Origin of the sequence: Pseudomonas sp. PS02302, assembly GCF_029959585.1 — a bacterium.
Classification (GTDB): Bacteria; Pseudomonadota; Gammaproteobacteria; order Pseudomonadales; family Pseudomonadaceae; genus Chryseomonas; species Chryseomonas aestiva.
On record NZ_JASCON010000077.1, the window covers coordinates 1 to 26,012 of the forward strand.

A 26,012-nucleotide genomic window follows, 5' to 3' on the forward strand; every position below is an offset into this window, starting at 1 on the left:
GCCTTGATCAGGCAGGCCATGCTGGCGTTGGGCAGGCGCAGCGGGCCCTGGCCGAAATGGGCGGCGGGCTTGCCGCGGGCGGGGGGCGGCGGCGCGCCGCCGGTGAGCAGGGCGGCACTGGAGGTGGCGACCGGGGCCGCCACTGGGGCGGCGACCGGCTGGGCCACGTCGCTGCGGCCGGCGGTCAGGGCGCCGAGGGAGTCATTGGCGAAGCCGGTGGCCGGGCGTGGCTGTGCGCCGGCCTGCAACTCGGCGAGCTTGCCGGTGCGCTGCAGGGCCTTCTTGACCTTGGCCGCCAGCTGTTCGTTGGAGAAGGGCTTGCCCATGTAGTCGGACACACCGGCCTGGATGGCCTGGACGACGTTTTCCTTGTCGCCGCGGCTGGTGACCATGATGAAGGGCACGCCCTTGTGGTCCGGCTGGGCACGAAACCAGCTCAGCAGTTCCAGACCGGTCATGCCGGGCATTTCCCAGTCGCAGAGGATGAGGTCGAAGCGCTGCTTGCCGAGCAGCGTCTGGGCGCGGCGACCATCGGCCGCCTCGTCCACCACCAGCCCGGGAAACAGGTTGCGCAGGCCCTTCTTGATCAGATCGCGAATGAAGGGCGCATCATCCACCACCAGTACGTTCAACTTGCTCATCGGTCACTCCATGCCAAGTCTTCCAGCATAGCAGGCAGGTCCGGGACGCCACCCGGGGAGTGACCGGGCGGATCATTCGCGCGACCGATTGACCTCTTCGGCCATGCGCTTGAGGCCCATGTGCCGTACGTCGGTGCCTTGCACCAGGTAGATCACCAGTTCGGCGATGTTGCGCGCGTGGTCGCCGACCCGCTCCAGGGAGCGCAGCACCCAGATGATGCTCAGCACCCGCGAGATGGAGCGCGGGTCTTCCATCATGTAGGTGGCCAGTTCGCGCAGCGCGGACTTGTATTCACGATCGATCAGCTTGTCGTACTGGGCCACCGAGAGGGCCAGTTCGGCGTCGAAGCGGGCGAAGGCGTCCAGCGCCTGGTGGACCATCTTGCGCACCTGTTCGCCGATGTGGCGGACTTCGACGTAGCCGCGCGGGGCCTCGCCGTCCTCGGTCAGTTCGATGGCGCGGCGGGCGATCTTGGAGGCCTCGTCGCCGATGCGCTCCAGGTCGATCACCGACTTGGAGATGCTGATGATCAGGCGCAGGTCGGAGGCCGCGGGCTGCCGGCGGGCCAGGATGCGCAGGCATTCCTCGTCGATGCCGCGTTCCATGATGTCGATCTGGTCGTCGATGGTGCGCACCTGGCGCGCCAGGCCGGCATCGGCGTCGATCACCGCGCGCACGGCGTCGCTGACCTGCTTTTCCACCAGACCGCCCATGGCCAGCAGGTGGCTGCGGACCTCTTCCAGTTCGACGTTGTATTGCTGGGAGATGTGCTGCGTGTGGCCTTCTTTGTTGATCATGCTGTCAGTCCTGCCTGAGAGGAGCGAGTCGCCGGGTGGGGCACCGGCCTGCCTGGAACTAGCCGTAGCGGCCGGTGATGTAGTCTTCGGTCTGCCGCTTCGCCGGATTGGTGAAGAGGGTGTCGGTGTCGCCGTGTTCGACCAGCTGGCCCATGTACATGAAGGCGGTGTAGTCGGACACCCGCGCCGCCTGCTGCATGTTGTGGGTGACGATGACGATGGTGTAGCGCTGTTTCAGTTCGTGGATCAGCTCTTCCACCTTGAGGGTGGAGATGGGATCCAGCGCCGAGCAGGGTTCGTCGAGCAGCAGCACATCGGGCTGCACGGCGATGGTGCGGGCGATCACCAGGCGCTGCTGCTGGCCGCCGGAGAGCCCCAGGGCCGACTCGTGCAGGCGGTCCTTGACCTCTTCCCACAGCGCCGCGCCGTGCAGCGCCCACTCCACCGCCTCGTCGAGCACCCGCTTCTGCTTGATGCCCTGGATGCGCAGGCCATAGACCACGTTCTCGTAGATGCTCTTGGGAAAGGGATTGGGCTTCTGGAACACCATGCCCACCCGCCGCCGCAACTCGGCGATCTCGGTGCCGCGGGCATAGATGTTCTGGCCGTCGAGCAGGATCTCGCCGTCGATGCGGCAGTCTTCCACCAGGTCGTTCAGGCGATTGAAGCAGCGCAGCAGGGTCGACTTGCCGCAACCGCTGGGGCCGATGAAGGCGGTGACCCGCTGGCGCGGAATCTCCAGGGCGATGTCCTGCAAGACCTGCTTCTTGCCGTAGAACAGATTGAGCCGCGGCACCGACAGGGCCACGCCACCTTCGCTCGCCGCAGGCTGGGCGCTGGCCGCGTAGGCGGCGGCGGTTCTGAAGATGGAGGAATCGGAAGGCATGGGGTCTCCTCGGCCGCGGGCGCTAGTGTGGCGCTTCAGAAGTTCGCACGAGATTTGGCGAGTGATTTTTGACGGTTCGGCGCTCCGATGGGGGCCAGGCGCCGCGACGAGTCATAGCAGGGCTATGGCAAGGAGTGGCAACGCCGTCCACGCCGAGAAAGCGCCGCCAAAATCGTGTAGTTAACTTCTGAAGGACCATACTATTCTTCCAGCAGCCGGTATTTTTCGCGCAGCCGGTTGCGCAGGAACACGGCGGACAGGTTCAGCCCGGCGATCACCAGCACCAGCAGCAGCGCAGTGGCATAGACCAGCGGGCGGGCGGCTTCCACGTTGGGGCTCTGGAAGCCGACGTCATAGATGTGGAAGCCCAGGTGCATGATCTTCTGGTCCAGGTGCAGATAGGGGTAGTTGCCGTCCAGCGGCAGCGCGGGCGCCAGCTTGACCACCCCCACCAGCATCAGCGGCGCCACCTCGCCGGCGGCGCGGGCCACGGCGAGGATGAGCCCGGTCATCAGCGCCGGGCTGGCCAGCGGCAGAACCACCTTCCACAGCGTCTCGGCCTGGGTCGCGCCCAGCGCCAGGGAGCCCTCGCGGATGCTGCGGGGGATGCGCGCCAGGCCCTCTTCGGTGGCGACGATCACCACCGGCACGGCGAGGATCGCCAGGGTCAGCGAAGCCCACAGCAGCCCCGGGGTGCCAAAGGTCGGCGTCGGCAGGCTGGCCTGGAAGAACAGCTGGTCCAGCGAGCCGCCGAGCACATAGACGAAGAAGCCCAGGCCGAAGACGCCATAGACGATGGCCGGCACCCCGGCGAGGTTGTTGACGGCGATGCGGATGGTGCGGGTCAGCGGACCCTGGCGGGCGTATTCGCGCAGGTAGATGGCGGCGATGACGCCGAAGGGGGTGACGATCACCGCCATCAGCAGGGTCATCATCACGGTGCCGAAGATGGCCGGGAAGACGCCGCCCTCGGTGTTGGCCTCGCGCGGATCGGCGCTGAGGAATTCCCACAGCTTGCTGCCATAGAAGCCGAGCTTGGCGCCCAGGCCCATGGCGTTGGGCTGGTAGGCGCGCACGATGCGCGCGAGATTGAGTTCCAGGGTGCGGCCCTCGACGTCGCGCAGCACCACGCTGTCACGGCGCCGCTCCTGGCGCAGGCCGGCGAGCTGGTCCTCCAGCTCGCCGTAACGGGCTTCGAGCTCGGCGCGGCGGGCGGCGAGATCGGCCTGGGTGGTGGCGTCGAGACGGCCGTCCAGTTCCAGGCCGCGGCCCTCCAGGCGCAGGCGTTCCAAGGCGTAGTTGATGCTGCCGATGTCCTGTTTTTCCAGACGCTCCAACTGCTCGCTCAGGTCGCGGGTGCGCAGCAGGCGCCGCTGCAGTTCGGGCACCGCCGCGGCGCCCTTGGCCACCTGGCGCCCCTCTTCGCGCACCTCCAGCGCATAGCCGTAGAAATTGCCCCATTCGCGACGCTCCAGCACCAGGGCGTCGGCCGGGGTCTGGCGATCGCGCAGCCAGTCGCCGACCAGCCAGACGAAGTCGCTGCCATAGAGGTCGCGATTGCCCAGCTTGAAGAGTTCGCGGGTCAGGGTTTCGCCGCTGTCCGTCGGCAGGGTCACCCCGGCGCTGCGCAGCCGCTCGGCCGGTATCGTCTCCTGCTCCACCACCTGGCCGAGCACCAGGCGCGCTTCCAGGCCCGGCGGCGTGTAGCGCGCCTGCACCACCTCGGCTGGCCAGAAGTGCGCCAGGCCGCGCACGGCGAGGATGCCGATCAGGCCCAGGGTCATGAGCACGGCGATGGCCACGGCGCCGCCGCTGAGCCAGACCCCGGGCGCGCCACCCCCCAGCCAGGCGCCCAGGGAGCGCCGCTGCCCGATGCCCCGCTGTTGCGGCGCGCCGGCGCTAGAGGGCCGCATATTTTTTCCTCAGCCGCTGGCGGATCAGTTCGGCCAGGGTGTTCATCAGGAAGGTGAAGCTAAGCAGTACCAGCGCGGCCAGGAACAGCAGCCGGTAATGGGTGCCGCCCACCTCGGATTCGGGCATCTCCACGGCGATGTTGGCCGCCAGGGTGCGCATGCCCTCGAACAGGTTGGCATCCATGATCGGGGTGTTGCCGGTGGCCATGAGCACGATCATGGTCTCGCCGACGGCGCGGCCCAGGCCGATCATCAGCGCCGAGAAGATCCCCGGGCTGGCGGTGAGCAGCACCACCCGTACCAGGGTCTGCCAGGGGGTGGCGCCCAGCGCCAGGGAGCCCAGGGTCAGGCTGCGCGGCACGCTGTAGATGGCGTCTTCGGCGATGGAGAAGATGTTGGGGATGACGGCGAAGCCCATGGCCAGGCCGATGATCAGGGCGTTGCGCTGGTCGTAGGCGATGCCCAGGGTCTGGCTCAGCCAGAGGCGCAGGTCGCCGGCGAACAGCAGGGTTTCCAGCCAGGGACTGAGCCACAGCGCCAGGGCGGTGGTCAGCAGCACCACCGGCAACAGCAGCAGGCTTTCCCAGCCTTCCGGGATGCGCTCGCGCAGACTCAGTGGCAGGCGCGACCAGCCGAAACCCGCGGCGAGGATGGCCAGCGGCAGGAGCAGCAGCAGGCTGAACAGCCCCGGCAGGTGATTTTCCACGAAGGGCGCGAGGAACAGCCCGGCGAAGAAGCCGAGGATCACCGTGGGCAGCGCCTCCATCAGCTCGATGACCGGCTTGACCGTACGCCTCATGCGCGGCGCCATGAAGTAAGCGGTATAGACCGCCGCGGCGATGGCCAGGGGGGCGGCGAACAGCATGGCGTAGAAGGCCGCCTTGAGGGTGCCGAAGGTCAGCGGCGCCAGGCTCAGCTTGGGTTCGAAGTCCGCGGTGGCGGCGCTGGATTGCCAGACTCGCGCCGGCGCTTCGTAATTCTCGTACCAGACCTTGCCCCACAGCGCCGACCAGGAGACTTCCGGGTGCGGATTGTCCAGGCGGAAGCCGAGCAACCGGCCATTTTCCTCCAGCAGCAGCCGATCGGCGCGCGGCGATAGCGCCAGCACCCCGGCGGCGGGGGCGATCTGTTCACGCAGCAGGGTGCGCCCGGCGGTGCTGTGGAAGACCCCCAGTTCGCCCGTGGCATCCAGCGCCACGAAGCCCTTGCGCCGCTGCTCCGGCACCAGCTGGACGATGGGCGCGCTGCCCAGCTGGAAGCTGCGGATAGGCCTCAGCACCGGTTCGCCGTCCTGGCCGCGGACCATGAACCACTGGCCGATGCCGCCCTTGGCGGTACCCACCAGCAGCGACACGCCGCCCAGCAGCTGGGCGCTGGCGGTGACCTCGTCGTCGGCCGCGTCGAGCAGCTTGTAGTGGCCATTGAGACTGCCGTCGCGCAGGTCGAAGACATCCGCCTGGGCGCGGCCATTGAGGGCATAGAGCCAGCGACCGCGGGGATCGAGGTAGAGCGCCTTGGCCGCGGCGTTGAGCGGCCCGAGGGTGAGCGAGGTACGCACGGGAACGGCCGCGCCACCGGTCACCGGCGCGGCCAGGCCGGCCAGGCGCAGGGCCGTCACCCGATTGCCCTGGGCGCCGGCCAGCACCAGCAGGTCCTCGTCACCGGCGATGGCGACCCGCTCCAGGGCCGTACGAGCGGCGCCCAGGTCCAGCGGCTCGCGCCCGTAGGGAAAGTCCAGTTCCGGGGTGATGACCCGGGTGCCCTGGGGATAGCGGGAGACATAGCGCTTGTGCGCCACCAGCACGCGGCCATCGGACAGGCCCAGGGCGATCAGTCCGCGCGGGGCGTCCTGGGCCTGGCTGCTGATGGTGACACCGGGCGGCAGCGGCAGCCGCTCGCGCATGACCGGCTGGCCGTCGGCCAGGGTGAAGAAGGTGGCCTCGCCGGCCCGGGAAAGGTGCAGGCCGAGGCGATTCTGCTCGTCGATGCCCAGCAGCAGCGGCGCCCCGGCGGCCGCCAGCCAGTCGGGCTGGGGCAGCGGCTGGGCTTCCAGACTGGCGCCACGCAGCAGCGGCAGCACCACATAGGCCAGATAGAAGAAGATCAGGGTGATGGTAGCCAGCACGGCCAGCCCACCGGCCAGCACCGAGCCCCGTATCAGGCGATCCTGCAGGGCCCGCCAGCGCCGCCGCCGGCGTAGTGCAGGCGTGTTGAAGTCCAGCCGAGCAGGGCCGCGAGGATCGGGCGGGGACGGGGGTACCGGGGATATCATGGCGCAGAGCCTAATCACGTCGTGTGACAGAAAGGTTACAGCGAATGGGCGGCCAGAGACGCTACGCCCGGTGCGGGCGCAGGGTCTCTGGGCATTCAGTAGCCCAGGGTCTTCAGGGCCTGCTGCACCACCGCTGCCGGCAAGGGGATATAGCCATCCTTGACCACCGCCTCCTGGCCGCTGCGCGAGAGGATCAGCCGCAGGAATTCTCCTTCCAGGGGGTTGAGCGGGCGATTGGGCGCCTTGTTCACATAGACGTAGAGATAGCGCGCCAGGGGATAGCGCCCGGACAGGGTGTTTTCCTGGTTGTCCGCGACGAAGTCGGTAGTGCCCTGGCGGGCCAGCGCCAGGGAATGGACGCTGGCGGTCTGGTAGCCGATGCCGGAGTAACCGATGCCCCCCAGGGACTGGCTGATGGCCTGGACCACCGAGGCCGAGCCCGGCTGTTCGTTGACGTTGGCGCGGAAGTCGCCGCGGCACAGCGCCGCTTCCTTGAAGTAGCCGTAGGTGCCCGACACCGAATTGCGGCCGAAGCGCTGGATCGGGCGCTTGGCCCAGTCGCCGGTCAGGCCCAGGTCGCCCCAGGTCTTGAGTTCGTGCGGACCCCCGCAGAGCCGGGTGCTGGAAAAGATCGCGTCGACCTGTTCCAGGGTCAGCTGGCGCAGCGGATTGTCCTTGTTGACGAAGATCGCCAGGGCATCGATGGCCACCGGCACTGCGGTGGGCTGATAGCCGAAACGCTGCTCGAAGGCCTGGAGCTCGGCATCCTTCATCTTGCGACTCATGGGGCCGATGCCGGCGGTGCCCTCGGTGAGCGCCGGCGGCGCGGTGGACGAGCCGGCCGCCTGGATCTGGATATTGAGATTGGGATACTGGCGCTTGTAGCTCTCGGCCCAGAGCGTGACCAGGTTGGCCAGGGTGTCGGAGCCCACGCTCGACAGATTGCCGGAGATTCCGCTGACCTTCTGGTAGGCGGGGATGGCCGGGTCAACGCCCTCGGCCCGAGCGGTCGTGCCACCTAGCGCCAGGGCGAGCGCCACAGCGGTCAGCGGACCTTTGATGTCCATGCCGGATTCCTCGCGAGGATGGGAGACGGGCCTGGGCCGGCGACGCTCAGGCGCAAGCCGGCACTCGAGGCTCTGTACGAAAGATCGCCGAGCGAAGGTCAGGCAAGGCGAAAATCAGTGAGGAAGCGGACCGGGCTCGCGAACGAGTTCACGAGGGGTAAATGAGCATTCCGAGCTGATTTTTAACGCAGCATCACCGAGCGCAGGCATTTTTCGTACAGAGCCTAGGCGCGCATTGTGACGGATTTATGAGCCGGCGCCAGCCGCCCCGGCAGGTTCGACTAGGCTGCAAGGGAGCCTGCGCTGCACCACCCTGGCGCAGACCTGGCCGCTGGCTCCGCCACGACCGCCCCGGCACGCGGCCTCCACGGGCCGGACCACCATTTGCATAGCTAAGCATTCACCTCAGTGCAGAGGAACGCACCATGGCCCAGGCTCTTCCGACGTCCTCCTCCCCCGCCGACGCCACTCCCGCCAGCGCGGGCGCCACGCCCTCGCGCGCCAAGCTGATCGCCGCGGCCAGTCTCGGCAACGGCCTGGAGATGTTCGACTTCACCGTCTTCAGCTTTTTCGCCGCCATCATCGGCCAGCTCTACTTCCCCTCGGACACCCCCTACGGCTCGCTGCTGATGGCGGTCGGGGTGTTTGGCGTCGGCTTCGTCATGCGGCCGCTGGGCAGCATGGTGCTGGGCGCCTATGCCGATCGCCACGGGCGCAAGCAGGCGATGCTGCTGACCATCACCCTGATGGGCCTGGGCAGTGCCCTGATCGCCTTTACCCCGACCCACGCCCAGATCGGCATCGCCGCGCCGCTGATCCTGCTCGTGGGGCGCCTGCTGCAGGGCTTTTCCGCCGGCGGCGAGATCGGCGCCGCCACCACCCTGCTGCTGGAGTCGGCCAGTCCCGGCCGGCGCGGCTTCCATGTCAGCTGGCAGGTCATCAGCCAGGGCGGCAGTGCCCTGCTCGGCGCCGCCCTGGGCGCCCTGCTCAGCCGCAGCCTGTCCGAGGCCGAGCTGCACGCCTGGGGCTGGCGTATCCCCTTCCTGGTCGGCTTGCTGATCATTCCGGTCGGCCTCTATATCCGCCGCCAGGTGGACGAGACCTGGAGCGGCGCCGGCACGGTCGAGGGCGGTCCGGTGCGCGCCTTTCTGCGCGAGCATCCGCGGCGCTTCGGCCTGGGCCTGCTGATCGTGATGTCGGCGACCCTGCTGACCTACCTGATGCAGTTCTACATGCCCACCTACATGACCCGCATCGTCGGCCTGCCGGCCACCAGCGCCTACCTGGCCGGGGTGGCCTCCAGCGCCGTACAGATGGCCGCCGCCCTGGCCGCCGGGCTGCTGCTGGATCGCTTCGGGCGCTACAAGCCGGTGGCCCTGGTCAGTCTGGCGGTGGCCCTGCTGGGCATCTACCCGGCCTTCGTCTGGCTGAATGACCCCACCACCCAGGGCCTGGCCTTCGCCGCCCGCTTCGTGGTGATCACCGCCATGAGCGTCAACATGACCGCCGGGCTGCTGCTGATCCTCGCCGGCCTACCGCGGCCGGTGCGCGCCACGGGACTGGCCATGACCTACGCCCTGGCGGTGACCCTGTTCGGCGGCACCGCCCAGTTCATCGCCACCTGGCTGATCGAGGCCACCGGCAGCCCGCTCGCCCCGGCCTGGTACCTGATCGTCATGCTGCTGATAGGATGGCTGGCACTGCTGAGCTATCCCGAACGCCACCTGGATTGAGAGAGATCGCCATGAGCCTTGCCACTGCTGCGGATCAAGACGCCACCGCCCGTCATATCGCCGGCTACCTGCCGGAAATGGTCGCCCTGCGCCGCGACATCCACCGCCATCCCGAACTGGGTTACCAGGAACAGCGCACCAGCGACCTGGTGGCCGCCGCCCTCGCGGGCTGGGGCTACGAAGTCCATCGCGGCCTGGGCGGCACCGGGGTGGTCGGCACCCTGCGCGCCGGCAGCGGCAGCAAGGTGCTGGGCATCCGCGCCGACATGGACGCCCTGCCGATCCTGGAAACCACCGGCCTCGACTACGCCAGCCAGCACCCGGGCCGCATGCATGCCTGCGGTCACGACGGCCACACCACCACCCTGCTCACCGCCGCCCGCTGCCTGGCCGAGACCCGCGCCTTCGACGGCACCCTGCACCTGATCTTCCAGCCGGCCGAGGAAGGCCTGGGCGGTGCCCTGAAAATGATGCAGGACGGCCTGTTCGAGCTGTTCCCCTGCGACCAGGTGTTCGGCCTGCACAACATGCCCGGTGTGCCCACCGGCAAGTTCTGCTTCGTCGAAGGCGCCGCCATGGCCTCGTCCGACACCGCCCTCCTGCGCATCCGCGGCCAGGGCGGCCACGGCGCGGTGCCGGACAAGGCGGTCGACCCCATCGTCGCCAGTGCGGCCACGGTGATGGCGCTGCAGACCGTGGTCTCGCGCAACGTGGCGCCGCTGGACACCGCGGTGATCACCGTGGGCAGCATCCACGGCGGCGAGGCCTCCAACGTCATCCCCGATGCGGTGGAGATGAAGCTCACCATCCGCGCCTTCCAGGACAGCACCCGCGACCTGCTGGAGCAGCGCATCGGCGCCCTGGTGCGCGCCCAGGCGGAAAGCTTCGGCGCCACTGCCGAACTGGACTACCAGCGCGGCTATCCGGTGCTGGTCAACCACGACGGCCCCACCGCCTTCGCCCGCCAGGTGGCGGTCGAGCACTTCGGCGCCGAGGCCCTGCATCCCTTCGCGCCCATCCCGGCCAGCGAGGACTTCGCCTACATGCTGCAGCAGGTGCCCGGTTGCTACCTGTTCGTCGGCAATGGCCCGAGCGCCAACCTGCACAACGCGGCCTACGACTTCAACGACGCCCTGCTGCCGGTCGGCGCGCGCTACTGGGTCAAGCTGACCGAGGCCTTCCTCACCGCCTGAGGCGCCGCCCCGCCGGCACCCTCACCCGGGGTGCCGGCGACGGAATCTTCACGCGCGGGCCGCTAGCCTGCAGGGTCATCCCCCAACCTCGAGAGGTCGCCATGCGACGTGTTCCGCGCCTGGGCTGGCGCCAGGGTCTGGCGCTGGGCGTCGCCGTGCTGGCGGCGGGGTTCGCCTATCCGGCCTGGCGGCATTTCCATCCGGTCAGTGCGGCCGAGGGCTGGCGCTATCGGGAATTCGCCGCCGACATCCCCATGGTCAGCGCCCTGGCCCTGGATGCCGATGGCGGCCTGTTCGTGACCCAGGAATTCTCCAGTCGCCGCGGCGGCCTGCTGCGGCTGCTGCCCAGCGGCGAGCGCCAGCCGGTGCTGGGCGAACTGTCCAAGCCCGATGGCCTGGTCATGTTCCAGGGCGGCCTGGTGGTCAGCCAGGAAGGCGGGCCGCTGCCGGTGTTTCTCCTGCGCGATGGCCAGCGCCAGGCCCTGTTCGACGGCAACGACGTCGAGGGCGTCGCCACCGATGGCCAGACCCTCTATGCCATCGAAGACCTGCCGCGCGGTCGCCTGCTCAGCTACGACCCGCTGCAACGCCGCCTGGCGGTGCTGCGCGACGGCCTGGAAGAAGGCGAAGGGGTGGCGCGCTGCCCGGATGGCCGGCTGTTCTATACCGAAAAGGCCAAGGGCTGGGTCAAGCAGTGGCAACCCGGGGGTACCGATACCCTGGTCGCCGCGGGTCTCGACGCGCCGGGCTTCGTGCAGTGCTCGGCCGACGGCCTGTGGATCACCGAAGACGCCACCCACGGCGCCCGGGTGCTGCTGGTGCAGCCCGACGGCCAGCTGGTCACGGTGCTCTCGCACCTGCGCTCGGCGCAGACCCTGATCCGCCGCGGCGACGGTCATTACCTGGTCGCCGAGCAGGGGCGCAACCGCATCCTGGAGTTGTCGCGAGAATCCGGAGCCGACCGCTAGGGCGAGCGGCTCCGGGTACCTCAGGGCAGGCGATACACCAGGCAGGGATTGCCGTTGAGGCGGCGACCCAGCACTGGGGTGAGGTCGGCCAGCGGGGTACCCGCCAGCAGTTCACGGTCGTCGCGGGCGAGGATGATCCAGGCGCCGGACGGCAGGTGCGCCAGGTCCGCGACCTGCGGCCGGGCGATGAAGATCGGCTGCTCGTCGTGGTCCAGGTTCATCATGTAGCGGATCGCCCAGCTGTCCTGGCCGAGGCCGAAGAACACCAGGGGACCCGGCTGCTGCTGACGCAGACCCTCCACCTGCTGGACGAAGCCGCGGGTGTCGTACTGCAGGTCCTGGGCCGGCTCCACCACCGTGACCAGCATCAGCCACTGGGCGGCCAGCGCCAGGGCGCTCAGCGTGAGCAGGCGGCGGTTGCCGTGTAGCCGGCGCCAGCTGACCAGGGCGGCGAGCTGCAGAGCGACGAAGACCGGTACCAGCAACGCCAGGGAGACATCCGGCCAGTAGCCGTGGCGCTGCCAGAGATGCCGACAGACCAGCATGGCCACCAGGGCCAGCCCCGGCAGCGCCAGCACCAGTGCCGTGTAGAGCGGCGCGACCCGGCGGAACCAGCCCTCGGCGCGCAGGAGGCCATGGGCGGCGATGGCAGCCAGGAAGGGCACCATGGGCACTACATAGTAGGCGCGCTTGAAGTGCGGGATGGACAACCCGACCAGGATCAGCAGACCGCTCCCGGCAAGGCCCAGCAGCAGGCGGCGCTGGGCGGTGTGCGGCCAGGCCAGCAGACGACGGCGCTCGGCCAGCAGCACCAGCAGCGCCAGCGGCAGCACCGGCAGATAGCGATACAGCCCCAGCTGCAGATAGAACCAGAACGGCTTGCCGCTTTCGTCCAGCCGGCCGCTGACCTGCATGTGCCAGACCTCGGCGGCGAAGTCCGCCCCGCCCTCGTGATGGGCCAGCTGGATCAGCGTCCACCAGCCGAGGGCGAGCAAGGCCAGACCGGCCAGGCCGTAGCCCAGCAGGCGCTGCACGGCGAGGGTGCGCCGCGCCGGCTCGCCCCAGGCGACCACCAGCCAGTAGAGGCAGACCACGCCACAGGGCTCGATCAGCCCCAGCGGGCCGCGGATGGCGAAGCCCAGGGCGAACAGCGGCAGTACCAGCAGGCGGCGCAGCGGGCGGCCGTCGCGGTCGGCGCTATGGAGCAGGTAGAAGCAGAGCAGCACCACCAGGGCGACCAGCTGGTCCAGGCAGACCGCGCGGGCCTTTTCCAGCCATTGCGGGGTCAGGGCCACCAGCAGCACCGTGAGCAGCGCCCAGGTGCGGCGGGTGTCGGCCAGCAGGCGATAGGTCAGCGCCAGCACCGCGGCCGAGGCCAGGGCGGTGGGCAGCACGTTGGCCAGGTGATTGGGCGCGCCGATCACCCGTGCGGCCAGCCAGCTCAGCCAGGTGGCGGTGCCGGGATAGTCCGGATAGGGCTGGCCGTAGGTGGTGGCGAAAAAGGACGGGCCATGGCGAAACATCTCGCCGAGAAAGACCGCCCAGCGACCGTCGAAGCCCTGGGGCGCCTGGTTCCAGATGCCGAGGGTGAACATCAGGGTGGCGGCCACCCCGAGCAGCAGGCTTTCGCGGCGCAGGCGACTGGCCGCCGGCAGCGCGAAGAGGGGCGCGCTGCGTGGGGTCAGGGGCATGGGCGAGACCATCAGGCGGCATCCACGCGGCGGGCGACCTGGGGACCGCCCAGGGCGGCGCCACGCCCGATGGCGAAGTATTCGATGCCGCGGCGCTCCATGCGCTCGGGATCGAACAGGTTGCGACCGTCGAAGATCACCGGCTGGTTGAGCTGGCGGGCGATCAGATCGAAGTCCGGTGCCTTGAACTGCTGCCATTCGGTGCAGATGACCAGGGCATCGGCCCCGGCCAGGGCGGCCTCGGGGGTGCCCATCAGCGCCAGGCGCTCGTCGTGGCCATAGAGGCGCTGGGCCTCGGCCATGGCCACCGGATCGAAGGCGCGCACCTTGGCGCCGGCCTCCCAGAGGGCCTCCATCAGCACCCGGCTGGGCGCATCGCGCATGTCGTCGGTGTTGGGTTTGAAGGCCAGCCCCCAGAGGGCGAAGGTGCGGCCGCGCAGGTCACCGTCGAAGTAGGTGTTGATGCGCTCGAACAGCTTGGTCTTCTGACGCACGTTGATGGCTTCCACGGCGCGCAGCAGGTCCAGCTCCACGGCGTTTTCCTCGCCGGTGCGGATCAGCGCCTGCAGGTCCTTGGGGAAGCAGGAGCCGCCGTAGCCGCAGCCCGGGTAGATGAAGTGGTGGCCGATGCGCGGATCGGCGCCGATGGCCTGGCGCACCGCCTCGATGTCGGCGCCGACGTGCTCGGCCAGTTCGGCGATCTGGTTGATGAAGCTGATCTTGACCGCCAAGAGGCTGTTGGCGGCGTACTTGGCCAGCTCGGCGCTGCGCAGGTCCATGCACTGGATGCGGTCATGGTTGCGGTTGAAGGGCGCATAGAGTTCGCGCATCACGTCGCGGGCCACCGGCGAATCGGTGCCCACCACGATGCGATCGGGCTTCTTGCAGTCGGCGATGGCGGCGCCTTCCTTGAGGAATTCCGGATTGGAGACCACCTCCACGTGCAGGGTGCGACCCTCTTCGGCGAGCACCTCGTGGATCAGCGCGCGGACGCGGTCGCCGGTGCCCACCGGTACGGTGGACTTGTTCACCACCAGCAGCGGATCGCGGGACACCGGCTGGCCGATCAGCGGCTCGCGCCGCAGGCGGGCGATGGTTCCGGCCACGGCGAAGACGGCGGACAGATCGGCCGAGCCGTCGGCGGCCGGCGGGGTGCCGACGGCGATGAACTGCACGGCGCCATGGGCCACGGCCTCGGCGGCCTCGTGGGTGAATACCAGGCGGCCGGCGGCCAGGTTGCTGCGCACCAGCTCTTCCAGACCCGGCTCATAGAGGGTCACCTCGCCGCGCTTGAGCTTGTCGATCTTGGCGCGATCGATGTCCATGCACACCACCTGGTGGCCGACTTCCGCCAGCACGGCGGCCTGCACCAGACCCACGTAGCCGATGCCGAAAACGCTGATGTTCATAGGGTATTCCTCAGGGTGGGAGCGGCGCTGGCGCGGGGCCCGCCGACGAGGGCGACGCCGGCCACGACCAGCGCGACGCCCAGGGTTTTCCAGGGGGTGAAGGATTCGGTGGCGCCTGGCAGCCAGGCCGCGCCGAGGTGAACGAAGACGTAGGAGAGGCCGAGCGCCGCATAGGCGCGGCCCAGCGGCAGGCGCGCCAGGGCCGCCAGCCAGGCCAGCAGCGACAGGCCGTAGCAGAGGATGCCCAGGGCCAGCAGCAGCCCGGCCGCGTCGAACAGCGCCGACGGCGTGCTCAGCCAGGTGGCCATCGCCGGCAGCCGCACCAGGGCGGCGCGCAGAGACAGTTGCGCGAGGGTGGTGAGCAGGATGCTCAGGCCGAGCGGCAACAGGCCGTTCATAGCTGGCCTCCCAGCAGGGCGGCGCCGGCGACGATGCACAGGCAGCCACACCAGGCGCGGGCATCCACCGCCTCACCGAACACCAGGCGCGCCAGCAGGGTCACCGCCAGGGTGTTGAGCGAGAGCAAGGGATAGGCGACGCCCACCGGCACCCGCTGCAGCACCGCGCACCAGACCAGCAGGGCCAGGCCCAGGCAGACTAGGGCGCCCCACAGCCAGGGCGAGCGCAGTCGCGCGGCCAGGGCATTGCCGGCGGTCACCGCGCGCTTCTGGCCCAGTTGGCCGGCGCAGGTGAGGCCGATCACCACGGCGATCAGCAGGCCGTCGAGGGCGGTCATGGCGCCGGCCTCGGATAGACCAGCAGCACCAGGCGCTCGCTGGCGATGCTCTCGCCGGGCTCGGGCAGGCTGTCGAGCAGCTGGCGATCACTGGGGCCGTCGACCCGCAAGAGGATGGCCACCGGACCCTGGTCGCGATGGGCGGCGAGCCAGGCGGCCAGGTCGCGCTCTTCGATCAGGCGACCGCTGGCCGGCTCGCGGGCGAAGCCGTACTTGAGCTCGCCCGGACCGCCCACCAGCACCACGTCGTCGCGGTGGGTGGCCCAGGCCAGGCTGGCGGCCACGCCGAGGTCGTTGCTGACCAGCAGGCCGGCATTCTTGAAATGACCGAGCTGGGCCTGGATGAAGGTGCTTGGCAGCTTGTTGTCGACCAGGCTGTTGGGCAGGGCGATGGACAGCAGCGGCAGCAGCACCCACAGCGCCAGGGCCGGCGCCAGCAGGGTGCGCCGCGGCCAGACCAGGGTGGCCAGGCCGGCCAGCAGCAGTGCCAGGGGCGCCAGCAGGGCCAGGGTGCGGGTCAGGCCTTCGCCGCTCTCGTAGAGGCGACCGCCATAGATCAGCAGGGCGGCAACACCGGCAAGGCCCAGCAGCAGATTGCACAGGCCGTTCAGGCGCAGGGCACCGGTGGCGTCGCGCCGGCCCGCCTCCAGCAGGGTGCGCGCCAGCAGCGGCACCAGGGCGGCCAGGGTCGGCAGCAGGTAGGTGGGCAGCTTGCCGCGGCTGAAGCTGAAGAACAGCAACTGGCCGACCACGGCGATGCCGAGGAAGGCGGTACCGGCATGGCGGCGCTCCTGCCAGGTCCGGCCCAGGGTACGCGGCAGCAGGCCGGCCCAGGGCAGGATGGCCAGCAGCAGCACCGGGCCATAGAACCAGAACGGCCGCTCGTGCTGGGCATCCTGGCCGGCGAATCGCTGGATGTGCTCGTGCCAGAAGAAGAAATTCCAGAAATCCGCATCGCGCCGGGCCACCAGCAGTGCCCAGGGCGCCACCACCAGGATCGCCACCAGCACCGCCAGGGGGCCGCGGCGGAGCAACTCGCCCAGGCGCCGCTGGAGGAAAAAGAAGGGCACGGCCACCAGTACCGGCAGCACCAGGGCGAGAAAGCCCTTGGTCAGCAGGCCGCAGCCACAGGCCAGTCCCAGCAGCGCCCACTGGCCCAGGGCCGCGCTACGGGTTTCAGCGGCCTGGGCCTGCCAGAGGGCGAGCAGCGCCAGCGCCATCCAGAAGGCGAACTGGGCGTCGAGGGTGACGTAGGTGGCCAGCCCCGCCACGGCCACGCAGGAGAGATAGACCACCCCGGCGAGCAGCGCCAGCGGGCGGTCCTGCCAGATCAGCCGGGTCAGGCGCGCCACCAGGGCGGCGGTGGCGAGACTGGCCAGCAGTGGCACCAGGCGCACGCTCAGCAGCGAATCACCGAGCCAGGCCTGGGCGATGGCCTGGGTCCAGTAGCCGCCGATGGGCTTCTCGAAATAGGGCAAGCCGAGGAAGTGCGGCACCACCCAGTCGCCACGCCGCCAGAGTTCCTGGGCGATCTGCGCATAGCGCGACTCGTCCGGAATCCACAGGCCGCGCCAGGCCAGCGGCAAGGCATAGGCCAGCAGCGCCAGCGGCAGCAGCATCCACAGGCGCCGCCGACTCATGCCTGCACGCCCAGCCAGCCCTGGCGTCCGGCCAGGCTGCCACGCACCAGATTGCCCGCGGGCAACTGGCGCGGATCGGCCGGCAGGCGGTCGCCCAGGGTCAGGAACAGGACGCCCTCCTCCCGCGCCGCCTTGAGCAGGGCGCGGAAGTCCTCGGCGAAGGCGATGCCTTCCACCTCGGCGTGCAGGGTGTAGACGTTGAGCGCCCCCGGACGGAAGCGCTTGAGCAGATAGTTGTTCCAGTCACCGGCGGCCAGCTCCGGACCGACCACCTCGTCGAAGGTCGGCATGTCCACCGGCACCTGGGGGGTGCCGTGGCTGCCGTTGCCCAGCCGCGGGCGGAACAGCGCACTGCCGCGGCAATCGCTGTTGTATCTGAGGCCGAAGGCTTCCTTGGCCAGCACCACGCGCGGATCGGCGCGCCAGCCGGCGGCGGCGGAGCAGTCCACCTTGCCACCGAGGATGTCTTCCAGGGCCTGCAGGCCACGACCGAATTCGGCGCCCAGGCGCTCCAGGCTCCAGCTGCCGGTATGGGCCTGCCAGGCATGGTGATCCCAGGCGTGCAGCCCGACCTCGTGGCCGCGAGCGCGGGTCTCGCGCATCAGGTGACCGAGGTCGCGGCCGATCGGCCGACCCGGCCAGGCGGTGCCGGCCAGCAGGATGTCCCAGCCGTAGAGGCTGGCGGCCTTGGATCTGAGCATCTTCCACAGGAAGGTGGGCTTCACCAGGCGCCAGAGGTGGCGCCCCATGTTGTCCGGTCCGACGCTGAAGAAGAAGGTGGCCTTGACCCCGGCTTCGTCCAGCAGGTCGAGCAGCCGCGGCACCCCTTCGCGGGTGCCGCGATAGGTGTCCACGTCGATGCGCAGGCTGGCCGGGATCAGGGTGTTCATCAGGCCTCCCGCTGCGCCATGGCTTCGCGCAGGAAGAAGTCCAGCGTCTTGCCGACGGTGGCGGCCATGGCGGTGCTCGGCTGCCAGTCGATCAGGCGGCGGGCGTTTTCCACGCTGGGCTTGCGGTGGGCCACGTCCTGGTAGCCGTCGCCATAGAAGCTCTTGCTCTCCACCTCGCGGAAGCCGGCGAAGGGCGGGAATTCATGGCGCAGCGGATGGGCCTCGAACTGCGCCAGCAGCTCTTCGGCCAGCTCGCGGATGCTCGCTTCGTTGTCCGGATTGCCGATGTTGATGATCTGGCCGTCGCAGCGACCGCCCTGGTTCTCGATGATGCGGAACAGCGCCTCGATGCCGTCGTCGACGTCGGTGAAGCAGCGTTTCTGGGCGCCGCCGTCGACCAGCTTGATCGGGGTGCCTTCCACCAGGTTGAGGATCAGCTGGGTGATGGCGCGGGAGCTGCCGATGCGCGCCGAGTCCAGGCGATCCAGGCGCGGCCCCATCCAGTTGAACGGGCGGAACAGGGTGAATTTCAGGCCCTTGGCGCCGTAGGCCCAGATGACCCGGTCGAGCAGCTGCTTGGAGACCGAGTAGATCCAGCGCTGCTTGTTGATCGGGCCGACCACCAGGTTGGAGCGGTCTTCGTCGAAGCGCTCGTCCTGGCACATGCCGTACACCTCGGAGGTGGACGGGAAGATCACGCGCTTTCCGTACTTCACGCAGTGGCGAACGATCTTGAGGTTTTCCTCGAAGTCCAGTTCGAACACGCGCAGCGGATTGCGGGTGTATTCGATGGGGGTGGCGATGGCCACCAGCGGCAGCACCACGTCGCACTTCTTGATGTGGTATTCCAGCCACTCGGTGTGGATGGAGATGTCGCCTTCGACATAGTGGAAATTCGGATCGGCCTTGAGCCGCTCGATGGCGTCGGAGCCGATGTCCAGGCCATAGACCTCGTACTCGCCGTCCGCCAGCAGGCGCTCGGAGAGGTGGTTGCCGATGAAACCGTTGACGCCGAGGATCAGCACCCGGGTGCGGCGCTTGGCGCGGCGATCCTGGCGGTGCAGGCGGGCACCGGCCACCAGGCCGGCTTCGCGGGCCAGTTGCGGACCGGACAGATAGAGGCCGTTGTCGCCCAACTGGCCGGCCTGGATTTCCAGGACGCCTTCGCCACAGGCGATGCGCAGCGGCTCCAGGCTCAGCACGCTGCCGGGGGCCTGGCCATGGGCTTCCTGACGCGCCAGGGCGCTCCAGACGATCAGCTTGCGATCACCGATCCAGCCGAAGGCGCCCGGATAGGGTTGGGTCACGGCGCGCACCAGGTTGCCCAGCTCCACGGCCGGACGGCTCCACTGCAGCTCGCCATCGGCGGCGCTGCGGCGGCCAAAGGTGGTGGCCTGGCTCTCGTCCTGCTCGCGTTCGGTCAGGCGGCCTTCGGCCAGGGCCGGCAGGCTGTCGCGCAAGAGTGTCTGGCTGGCTTCGCGCAGCTTGGCGTGCAGGGTCAGGGCGGTGTCGTCGGCGGCGATGGCGACGCGCTGCTGGGCGACGATGGCGCCGGCGTCGGCGCGCTGGACCATGCGATGCAGGGTCACGCCAGTCTCGGTCTCGCCGTTGACCAGCACCCAGTTGGCCGGGGCGCGACCGCGATAGCGCGGCAGCAGCGAGCCGTGCAGGTTGTAGGCGCCGCGCTTGGCGCAGGCCAGGACGTCGTTGGACAGCAGGTTGCGGTAGTAGAAGGAGAAGATGAAATCCGGCTCCAGGGCGCGGATGCGCTCGACCCAGATCGGGTGGTTGACGTCTTCCGGGGCGTGCACCGGGATGCCGTGGCGGGCGCAGAGCTGGGCCACCGAACCAAAGAAGCGGTTCTCGCTTGGGTCATCCGGGTGGGTGAAGACGGCGGCGATGGGATAGCCGGCCTGGATCAGCGCGGCGAGGCCGGCGCAGCCGATGTCGTGGTAGGCGAAGACGATGGCGGTTTTCATCAGGGGCTTTCCTGTTACTGGACCTGGCGCAGCGGCGCCGGCGAAGGAGAAAGGGTGGCGGCGCGGATCACTTGTTCCACGTGGAACCGGGGCCGGGCACGGACGTCGTGGTACACCCGGCCGAGGTACTCGCCGAGCAGACCGAGGCCGACGAACTGGGCGCCGGTAAAGATGAACAGCACGGCGAACAGCGAGAACACGCCATCGGCCGCCCACTCGGCGCCGTGGGTGACGCGCAGCACCAGCAGCAGGGCGGCGAAGAGGAAGCCGAAGATGGCCAGGCCACCGCCGAACAGGCTGAGCATGCGCAGCGGGGTGGTGGTCATGCAGGTCAGCAGGTCGAACATCAGGTTGATCAGCTTGAGGAAGCCGTACTTGGAATCCCCGTGTTCGCGCTCGGCGTGGGCCACCTCGATCTCGGTGGTGTGGCGGGCGAAGCTGTTGGCCAGGATCGGGATGAAGGTGCTGCGCTCGTGGCAGGCCAGCATCGACTGCACCACCTGGCGACGGTAGGCGCGCAGCATGCAGCCGTAGTCGCGCATGGCGACGCCGGTGGAACGCTGCACGGCGCGATTGATCAGCCGCGACGGCAGGGTGCGCAGGTAGGAGTCCTGGCGCTGCTGGCGCACGGTGCCGACCACGTCGTAGCCCTGGGCGGCGGTGTGCACCAGGCGCGGGATCTCTTCCGGCGGATTCTGCAGATCGGCGTCCAGGGTGATGATCAGATCGCCACGGGCCTGCTCGAAGCCGGCAAGGATCGCCGAGTGCTGGCCGTAGTTGCGATTGAGCAGCACCGCCACGACCGGACTATCCGGCTCGCTGGCGGCCTGCTGCAGCAGTTCGGCGCTGCGGTCGCGGCTGCCGTCGTCGACCAGGATGATCTCCACCTGGCAATCCAGCAGGCGGCAGGCGGCGCGGGTGCGGCGCAGCAGTTCCGGCAGGCTGGCTTCTTCGTTGTAGACGGGGATCACCACGGATACCCGGTCGATGGCATAGGGCTTCATGCGCCTTTCTCCAGCAGGTCTTCGATGGCGCCGACCACGCGGTCGACGTCGGCGAGGGTCATGTCGGGAAACAGCGGGATGGAGCACAGCCGGGCCGAATTCCATTCGCTGTTGGGCAGCGCCAGCGCCGGCCAGCGCTCGCGGTACCAGGGATGCAGATGGGTGGCGGTGAAATGGATGCCGGTGCCGATGCCCCGTGCCTTGAGGCCGGCCATGAAGGCTTCGCGCTCCATCCCGCAACGCTCGGGGCAGATGCGCAGGATGTAGAGATGCCAGGCGTGAGTCTGGGCGTAGTCGGGCAGCGAAAGAGGCGCGACCGGCAGGTGCGCCAGGCGCTGGGTGTAGGCCTGGGCCAGCAGCCGGCGGCGGCTGTTGATGTCGCCCAGGCGATCCAGCTGCACCAGCGCCAGGGCGGCGTGGATGTCCGAGAGGTTGTACTTGAAGCCGGGCTCCTGCACCTGGGCCTGGGGCTTGCGGCCCAGGGCGTGACGGTCGAAGGCATCCACCGCCAGGCCGTGGAATTTCAAGCGGCGCACCCGCTCGGCCAGGGTGGCGTCGTCGGTCACCAGCATGCCGCCTTCAGCGCAGGTCAGATTCTTGATGGCGTGAAAGCTGAAGATGGCGGTGCCGCGCTGGCCGATGGACTCGCCCTGGTAGCGGGTGCCGGCGGCGTGGGCGGCGTCTTCGATCAAGGCCACGCCATGCTCGCGGGCCAGGGCGCGCAGCGGGGTCAGGTCACAGCTGGCGCCGGCGTAGTGCACCGGCACGATGGCCTTGGTGCGCGGGGTGATGGCGGCGGCCACCTGCTCGGCGGAAACCATCAGGGTGTCGCGATCGACGTCGACGAACACCGGGGTGGCGCCGATCAGGGTGATCATGTTGGCGGTGGAGACCCAGGTCAGCGAGGGGGTGATCACCTCGTCGCCCGGGCCGATGTCCAGCGCCAGCAGGGTCACGTGCATGGCGGCGGTGGCCGAGCACAGGGCCACGGCGTGGGCGGCGCCCACCGAATCGGCGAAGCGCTCTTCCAGCAGGTTGGCCTGGGGCCCGGTGGTGATCCAGCCCGAGGTCAGCACCTTGCTCACCGCGGCCACTTCCTCGGCGCCGATGCTGGGCCGCGAGAACGGCAGGAAAGGCTCGTCCAGCTGACGCGGGGCGGTGCTCTGGGACAGATCGGTCATGGCGGCTCATCCGAAGCGAGGGGCGCCGGGACAGGACAGCCGACGCGATGAGCCCAGGCTAAGGCGTCTTGCCTTACGGCCCCCTTAGCGCAACCTGACAACTGCCTGACAGCCGGTCAGCTCGCTGGCCACCCCCGTGAACCTCTTGGCAAAACAAGGGCTTAGCCCGTGACGAAGGGGGTGCCGGTGGTCGGTGAGAGGCCTAGAATGCTGACCCCTGCCGCCTTGGCAGTCCCGAACCTGACACGAGAGACGACCGCGCCCATGCTGGACAACACCCTGAGCGAACTGGAAACCGCCATCCGCGGCCTGCTGCAGCACAACCAGCGCCTGACCGCCCGCACCCAGGAGCTGGAGCAGGCCCTGCTGGCCGCGCGCGAGGAAAACGACACCCTGCAACTGAGTCTGCTGGAGCAGGAAGAACACGGCGCCAGCATCCGCCAGCGTGTCGAAGGCCTGCTGGCCCTGCTCTCCGCCCAGTCCGTCGAGCAGGCGGTAGCCGCCGACGCCGAGCAGCGCCACGCGGCCAGCGTCGAGTGACGACCGCCAACGCGGACGACGAGGTGGAGGTGCTCGGTCGCCGCTACCGTTTCAAGGTGGCCGAAGGCGACCGCGCCGCCCTGCAACAGGCCGCCGCCCGCCTGCGCGACGAACTGGTCGCCATCCAGGGCGATCGCCGCCGCGGTGATGCCATCGAGCTGCTGGTCCTGGCCGCCCTGCGCCTGAGCCTGGACACCGCCGCCGACGCCGGCGCCCTGACCGCCCTCGACGCCCGCCTCCAGGCCCTGACCGCCGAGGTACGGGCGACGCAGGAGGCCTAGCCTCAGCCACAGAGGCACGGCCCCCGCGCCGCTCTGCCCCCTCTCCCCCCTGGGCGAGAGCTGGGTGAGGGCGCCGCTCCGGCATAGGCTCGACTCCGCCGTGTTGGGCTTCGACGATGGCGCCATCTCAACCCAACCTACCAAAGCCACAGGCTCCGCCTGCGCGCGACTCCGTAGCGTGGATGACGGCTCGGCCTCATCCACGGGAGCACGGCACCCGCGTGGAAAACGCTCCGCGGTTTTCCACCCTACGCCGGACGCCCCCTCTCCCTCGGGGAGAGGGTTGGGGTGAGGGCCACCTCCACTCCCTCATTCCCGCGCAGCTGCCCTGCCCCGCTCATCTTGACCACTCCGCGACCCCGTGCGAGCTTCGGGGCCCTTTCCCTGCCCTGGAGGTCCGTCATGTCGGGTGTTCGCTGGCTCGCCCTGCCGCTCTTGAGTATCGCCCTCGGCGCCCAGGCCGCACCGGCGCCGCTGCCGGCCCTGCTGGACGCCATGGCCCAGCGCCTGACGCTGGCCGATCAGGTCGCCCGCAGCAAGCACGACAGCGGCAAGCCGGTGCTGGACGAAGTCCGCGAACGCCAGGTGCTGCAGGACGTCGCCCAGGCCGCGCCCGCCGCCAGCGTCTCCCCGGCCACCGCCCAGATATTTTTCGCCGCCCAGATGGAAGCCAACAAGCTGGTGCAATACGGCCTGCTGCAGGCCTGGCGGCGCACCGAACAGCCGCTGCCCGCCAGCACGGCGGACCTAACGGCACTCAGGACCCAGCTGAACGAACTCCAGGCCAGGCTGCTCGGCGGTCTCGCCGCCACCGGCGAAGTGCGCGCCGCCGCGGATTGCCCGGCGCAACTGGACCGCGCCCTCGCCGCCCATCTCGCCGCCGCACGCCCCGATGATCTCCACCGCCTGGCCCTGGTGCGGGCGCTGGGCGATTTCTGCACCCTGCCGCGCTGAGAGCCTGTGCATAATCGGCGCCACGACGACCGAACCGCGTTGAATCCGAGGACCACCCATGCACATCCTGCTCGTCGAAGATGACGCCACCCTCGCCGACGGCATCCGCCGCGTCCTGGAAGGCCATGGCATGCAGGTCGACCTCCTGCGCAACGGCGCCGAGGCCGACGCCTGGCTGCGCACCACCCGCTTCGCCGTGGTGGTGCTGGACATCGGTCTGCCCGGTGGGCTGGACGGCTTCGAGGTGGTCCGCCGCCTGCGCCAGCGCGGCAGCGACCAGCCGGTGCTGCTGCTCACCGCCCGCGACGCCATCGACGACCGGGTGCACGGCTTCGAGGTGGGCGCCGACGACTATTTGGTCAAGCCCTTCGCCGTGCCCGAGCTGGTGGCGCGGATCAAGGCGCTGGTTCGTCGCGCCGGTGGCCAGAACAGCGCCGACCTCGCCCTCGGCGCCCTGCGCCTGGACACCGCCGCCCACCAGGCGCGCCTCGGCGACACCCCGCTGGATCTCTCGGCCCGCGAGTGGGCGGTGCTCGAACACCTGCTGCGCCAGGCCGGCAAGGTGGTCTCCAAGCAGCAGATCATCGACGCCCTGGCCCCCTGGGGCAGCGAGGACCTGACCCACAACGCCGTGGAGGTCTATGTCTCGCGGCTACGGTTGAAACTGGCCGACTCCGGGGTCGGCATCCGCACCGTGCGCGGCTTCGGCTATCGCCTGGAAGAAGCCGCGCCATGACCGCCACCGCGCCCAGCCTGCGCCGACGGCTGCTGAAATGGCTGGTGCTGCCGGTGCTGCTGGTCAATCTCGGCGGCGCCGTGGTCAGCTACCAGTTCGCCCGCAAACCGGCGTTCAGCGCCCTGGACGGCGATCTCACCGATGCGGCGATCCTGCTGCTCGAACAGCTGGAAGTGGATGGCAACGGCCGCCTGTGGCTGCCGACGGAAGCCGACTACCTGCTGCGCCACAACAGCCACGACCACGTCTGGCTGGCGGTGCGCAGCCTCGACGGCCAGCTGCTGTTCGGCGATGCCGCCATGCCGGTCCAGGAGATCACCGACGAGATGCGCGACGGCCATACCACCGCCCTGCGCACCCGTATCAGCGATCGCTCGGTGTTCATGGTCGGCCGCCTGGGCGTAGTGGCCGGGCAACCGGTGGTGGCCAGCGTGGCCCAGACCCTGAGTCGCCACACCGCCGCCCTGCAGCGCATGGTGCTGACCCTGGTGGCGGTGCAGATCCTGGTCGCCCTGCTGATCGCCGCCCAGCTGCTCTGGGCGGTACGCCGGGGCCTCAAGCCCCTGGAACGGCTGGAGCGCCAGCTCGACAGCCGCCACTACGATGACCTGGCGCCGCTGCGCGAAGAGGGTGCGCCGCGCGAACTGGGCACCTTCGTCACCGCGCTCAACGGTCTGCTGCTGCGCATCCGCGAGGGCGCGCGCAACCAGCGCGCCTTTCTCGACGACATGGCCCACCAGCTGCGCACTCCGCTGGCCGGCATCAGCACCCTGACCCAGTGGCTGCGCCAGCGCCATGCCGGCGATGCCGAAAGCGCCGCCGCCCTGGCGCAACTCCAGGCCGCCACCGAGCGCATGACCCGCCAGACCAACCAGTTGCTGACCCTGGCCCGCGCCGCCACCGCGCGGCTGGAAAGCCCGCCGCGCGAGCCCCTGCGGCTGGACGAACTGATCGGCGAAGCCATGCCCAGCCAGCTGTCCCAAGCCGATGGCCACGGCATCGACCTGGGCTACGAACTGGAGCCGCAGACCGTGCAGGGCAATGCCTTCCAGCTGCGCGACCTGCTCGACAACCTGGTCGACAACGCCCTCAGATACAGCCCGCGTGGCGGTCAGGTCACGGTGCGGCTGCGCGGCCAGGCCGGGGCCACGGTGCTGGAAGTGGAAGACGATGGCCCGGGCATTCCCGAGGCGGAGCGCGAACGCATCTTCGAGCGCTTCTATCGCCTCGACAGCGGCATCCACGGTACCGGCCTGGGCCTGGCCATCGTCCGCGACATCGCCACCGCCCACGACGCCGGCATCGAACTGGCGACCGCCACCGGCGGCCACGGCCTGCGCGTGGCCATCCATTTCCCGCCCCTGGTCGTGCCGCCGGTGGAGGCTTCCTAGGTTGGCTGGAAAGCGACCCTCACCCCAACCCTCTCCCCAAGGGAGAGGGGGCTATCCGGCCTGCCCCTGCACCCCCGTAGGTTGGGCTGAGCGCAGCGAAGCCCAACAC

23 protein-coding genes are annotated in these 26,012 nt (G+C 69.5%); 8 read left to right on the forward strand and 15 right to left on the reverse strand.

The window, feature by feature from the left end; translation table 11 throughout:
• The 6 genes from QMX82_RS20625 to QMX82_RS20650 form a co-directional block, all read right to left on the reverse strand.
• Positions 1-641 (reverse strand): response regulator (locus QMX82_RS20625; protein WP_282287066.1); only part of this gene is annotated, 641 nt, incomplete at its 3' end.
• A 72-nt stretch (positions 642-713) separates the two neighbouring features.
• Entirely contained in the window at positions 714-1,439 is a 726-nt protein-coding gene (gene phoU, locus QMX82_RS20630) for a phosphate signaling complex protein PhoU (protein ID WP_007161478.1), read from the reverse strand.
• A 58-nt stretch (positions 1,440-1,497) separates the two neighbouring features.
• Positions 1,498-2,325 (reverse strand): phosphate ABC transporter ATP-binding protein PstB, encoded by an 828-nt coding sequence (gene pstB / locus QMX82_RS20635; RefSeq protein WP_133860362.1) that lies wholly within the window; start codon positions 2,323-2,325, stop codon positions 1,498-1,500.
• Between the two features lie 200 nt (positions 2,326-2,525).
• Positions 2,526-4,238, reverse strand: coding sequence for a phosphate ABC transporter permease PstA (gene pstA, locus QMX82_RS20640; RefSeq protein ID WP_442969404.1), 1,713 nt, complete (start codon positions 4,236-4,238; stop codon positions 2,526-2,528).
• A complete protein-coding gene (locus tag QMX82_RS20645) occupies positions 4,225-6,510 on the reverse strand; it encodes an ABC transporter permease subunit (protein ID WP_282287075.1) in 2,286 nt (761 codons plus the stop codon). Before QMX82_RS20645 ends, pstA begins: the two co-directional genes overlap by 14 nt.
• A gap of 95 nt (positions 6,511-6,605) precedes the next feature.
• A complete protein-coding gene (locus QMX82_RS20650; RefSeq protein ID WP_282287077.1) occupies positions 6,606-7,577 on the reverse strand; it encodes a PstS family phosphate ABC transporter substrate-binding protein in 972 nt (323 codons plus the stop codon).
• Between the two features lie 425 nt (positions 7,578-8,002).
• On the opposite strand from QMX82_RS20650, the gene QMX82_RS20655 reads away from it, so the two are divergent.
• The 3 genes from QMX82_RS20655 to QMX82_RS20665 all read left to right on the forward strand — a co-directional run bounded on the left by QMX82_RS20655 (position 8,003) and on the right by QMX82_RS20665 (position 11,471).
• Positions 8,003-9,310 (forward strand): MFS transporter, encoded by a 1,308-nt coding sequence (locus tag QMX82_RS20655; protein ID WP_282287078.1) that lies wholly within the window; start codon positions 8,003-8,005, stop codon positions 9,308-9,310.
• An 11-nt stretch (positions 9,311-9,321) separates the two neighbouring features.
• Entirely contained in the window at positions 9,322-10,503 is a 1,182-nt protein-coding gene (locus QMX82_RS20660) for a M20 aminoacylase family protein (protein ID WP_282287079.1), read from the forward strand.
• Positions 10,504-10,604: 101 nt separating this feature from the next.
• Positions 10,605-11,471 carry a hypothetical protein gene (locus QMX82_RS20665; RefSeq protein WP_282287081.1) on the forward strand — a complete coding sequence of 289 codons (867 nt, stop codon included), beginning with the start codon at positions 10,605-10,607 and terminating at the stop codon, positions 11,469-11,471.
• A gap of 20 nt (positions 11,472-11,491) precedes the next feature.
• Here the strand turns inward: QMX82_RS20665 and QMX82_RS20670 are convergent, their stop codons facing one another.
• From QMX82_RS20670 to arnB, 9 genes are read right to left on the reverse strand one after another with little or no spacing between them, the layout of a single operon-like run.
• Entirely contained in the window at positions 11,492-13,174 is a 1,683-nt protein-coding gene (locus tag QMX82_RS20670; RefSeq protein WP_282287083.1) for a glycosyltransferase family 39 protein, read from the reverse strand.
• Positions 13,174-14,571, reverse strand: coding sequence for a UDP-glucose dehydrogenase family protein (locus tag QMX82_RS20675; protein ID WP_280309967.1), 1,398 nt, complete (start codon positions 14,569-14,571; stop codon positions 13,174-13,176). The genes QMX82_RS20670 and QMX82_RS20675 overlap by 1 nt, the downstream gene beginning before the upstream one ends.
• A complete protein-coding gene (arnF, locus tag QMX82_RS20680; RefSeq protein WP_282287086.1) occupies positions 14,568-14,969 on the reverse strand; it encodes a 4-amino-4-deoxy-L-arabinose-phosphoundecaprenol flippase subunit ArnF in 402 nt (133 codons plus the stop codon). Before arnF ends, QMX82_RS20675 begins: the two co-directional genes overlap by 4 nt.
• Complete coding sequence (locus tag QMX82_RS20685; RefSeq protein WP_133860354.1) at positions 14,966-15,307, reverse strand: EamA family transporter; 342 nt, start codon at positions 15,305-15,307, stop codon at positions 14,966-14,968. The genes arnF and QMX82_RS20685 overlap by 4 nt, the downstream gene beginning before the upstream one ends.
• The gene (gene arnT / locus QMX82_RS20690) at positions 15,304-16,947 is read right to left on the reverse strand and encodes a lipid IV(A) 4-amino-4-deoxy-L-arabinosyltransferase (protein WP_282287088.1); all 1,644 of its coding nucleotides are present in this window, start codon (positions 16,945-16,947) and stop codon (positions 15,304-15,306) included. Before arnT ends, QMX82_RS20685 begins: the two co-directional genes overlap by 4 nt.
• Positions 16,944-17,825 (reverse strand): 4-deoxy-4-formamido-L-arabinose-phosphoundecaprenol deformylase, encoded by an 882-nt coding sequence (gene arnD, locus QMX82_RS20695; protein WP_208694873.1) that lies wholly within the window; start codon positions 17,823-17,825, stop codon positions 16,944-16,946. The genes arnT and arnD overlap by 4 nt, the downstream gene beginning before the upstream one ends.
• Positions 17,826-17,836: 11 nt before the next feature.
• Positions 17,837-19,816, reverse strand: a complete 1,980-nt coding sequence (gene arnA, locus QMX82_RS20700; RefSeq protein ID WP_442969405.1) for a bifunctional UDP-4-amino-4-deoxy-L-arabinose formyltransferase/UDP-glucuronic acid oxidase ArnA — start codon at positions 19,814-19,816, stop codon at positions 17,837-17,839.
• Positions 19,817-19,830: 14 nt separating this feature from the next.
• Positions 19,831-20,820, reverse strand: coding sequence for an undecaprenyl-phosphate 4-deoxy-4-formamido-L-arabinose transferase (gene arnC / locus QMX82_RS20705; RefSeq protein ID WP_068384540.1), 990 nt, complete (start codon positions 20,818-20,820; stop codon positions 19,831-19,833).
• A complete protein-coding gene (gene arnB / locus QMX82_RS20710; protein ID WP_208694875.1) occupies positions 20,817-21,965 on the reverse strand; it encodes a UDP-4-amino-4-deoxy-L-arabinose aminotransferase in 1,149 nt (382 codons plus the stop codon). The genes arnC and arnB overlap by 4 nt, the downstream gene beginning before the upstream one ends.
• Before the next feature lie 300 nt (positions 21,966-22,265).
• Between arnB and QMX82_RS20715 the strand changes: the two genes are divergently transcribed.
• From QMX82_RS20715 to QMX82_RS20735, 5 genes are all read left to right on the forward strand, one after another.
• Positions 22,266-22,541 carry a hypothetical protein gene (locus tag QMX82_RS20715; RefSeq protein ID WP_282287094.1) on the forward strand — a complete coding sequence of 92 codons (276 nt, stop codon included), beginning with the start codon at positions 22,266-22,268 and terminating at the stop codon, positions 22,539-22,541.
• On the forward strand, positions 22,538-22,822 hold the full coding sequence (gene zapA / locus QMX82_RS20720) for a cell division protein ZapA (RefSeq protein ID WP_158889594.1): 285 nt from the start codon (positions 22,538-22,540) through the stop codon (positions 22,820-22,822). Before QMX82_RS20715 ends, zapA begins: the two co-directional genes overlap by 4 nt.
• A gap of 402 nt (positions 22,823-23,224) precedes the next feature.
• Entirely contained in the window at positions 23,225-23,776 is a 552-nt protein-coding gene (locus tag QMX82_RS20725; RefSeq protein WP_208693256.1) for a chorismate mutase, read from the forward strand.
• 58 nt (positions 23,777-23,834) lie between these two features.
• Positions 23,835-24,512, forward strand: coding sequence for a response regulator transcription factor (locus QMX82_RS20730; protein WP_133860350.1), 678 nt, complete (start codon positions 23,835-23,837; stop codon positions 24,510-24,512).
• Positions 24,509-25,903, forward strand: a complete 1,395-nt coding sequence (locus tag QMX82_RS20735) for a sensor histidine kinase (RefSeq protein ID WP_282287101.1) — start codon at positions 24,509-24,511, stop codon at positions 25,901-25,903. Before QMX82_RS20730 ends, QMX82_RS20735 begins: the two co-directional genes overlap by 4 nt.
• Positions 25,904-26,012: the final 109 nt, after the last annotated feature.

Coding starts and splice junctions, on each gene's coding strand:
- QMX82_RS20685 (WP_133860354.1), bottom strand. CDS start 15,307: ATGACCGCCCTCGACGGCCTGCTGATCGCCGTGGTGATCGGCCTCACC.
- arnT (WP_282287088.1), bottom strand. CDS start 16,947: ATGAGTCGGCGGCGCCTGTGGATGCTGCTGCCGCTGGCGCTGCTGGCC.
- arnF (WP_282287086.1), bottom strand. CDS start 14,969: ATGAACGGCCTGTTGCCGCTCGGCCTGAGCATCCTGCTCACCACCCTC.
- pstA (WP_442969404.1), bottom strand. CDS start 4,238: ATGCGGCCCTCTAGCGCCGGCGCGCCGCAACAGCGGGGCATCGGGCAG.
- phoU (WP_007161478.1), bottom strand. CDS start 1,439: ATGATCAACAAAGAAGGCCACACGCAGCACATCTCCCAGCAATACAAC.
- QMX82_RS20660 (WP_282287079.1), top strand. CDS start 9,322: ATGAGCCTTGCCACTGCTGCGGATCAAGACGCCACCGCCCGTCATATC.
- QMX82_RS20725 (WP_208693256.1), top strand. CDS start 23,225: ATGTCGGGTGTTCGCTGGCTCGCCCTGCCGCTCTTGAGTATCGCCCTC.
- QMX82_RS20675 (WP_280309967.1), bottom strand. CDS start 14,571: ATGAACATCAGCGTTTTCGGCATCGGCTACGTGGGTCTGGTGCAGGCC.
- arnC (WP_068384540.1), bottom strand. CDS start 20,820: ATGAAGCCCTATGCCATCGACCGGGTATCCGTGGTGATCCCCGTCTAC.
- QMX82_RS20645 (WP_282287075.1), bottom strand. CDS start 6,510: ATGATATCCCCGGTACCCCCGTCCCCGCCCGATCCTCGCGGCCCTGCT.
- QMX82_RS20655 (WP_282287078.1), top strand. CDS start 8,003: ATGGCCCAGGCTCTTCCGACGTCCTCCTCCCCCGCCGACGCCACTCCC.
- QMX82_RS20650 (WP_282287077.1), bottom strand. CDS start 7,577: ATGGACATCAAAGGTCCGCTGACCGCTGTGGCGCTCGCCCTGGCGCTA.
- QMX82_RS20735 (WP_282287101.1), top strand. CDS start 24,509: ATGACCGCCACCGCGCCCAGCCTGCGCCGACGGCTGCTGAAATGGCTG.
- pstB (WP_133860362.1), bottom strand. CDS start 2,325: ATGCCTTCCGATTCCTCCATCTTCAGAACCGCCGCCGCCTACGCGGCC.
- QMX82_RS20730 (WP_133860350.1), top strand. CDS start 23,835: ATGCACATCCTGCTCGTCGAAGATGACGCCACCCTCGCCGACGGCATC.
- arnA (WP_442969405.1), bottom strand. CDS start 19,816: ATGAAAACCGCCATCGTCTTCGCCTACCACGACATCGGCTGCGCCGGC.
- QMX82_RS20665 (WP_282287081.1), top strand. CDS start 10,605: ATGCGACGTGTTCCGCGCCTGGGCTGGCGCCAGGGTCTGGCGCTGGGC.
- QMX82_RS20670 (WP_282287083.1), bottom strand. CDS start 13,174: ATGGTCTCGCCCATGCCCCTGACCCCACGCAGCGCGCCCCTCTTCGCG.
- QMX82_RS20715 (WP_282287094.1), top strand. CDS start 22,266: ATGCTGGACAACACCCTGAGCGAACTGGAAACCGCCATCCGCGGCCTG.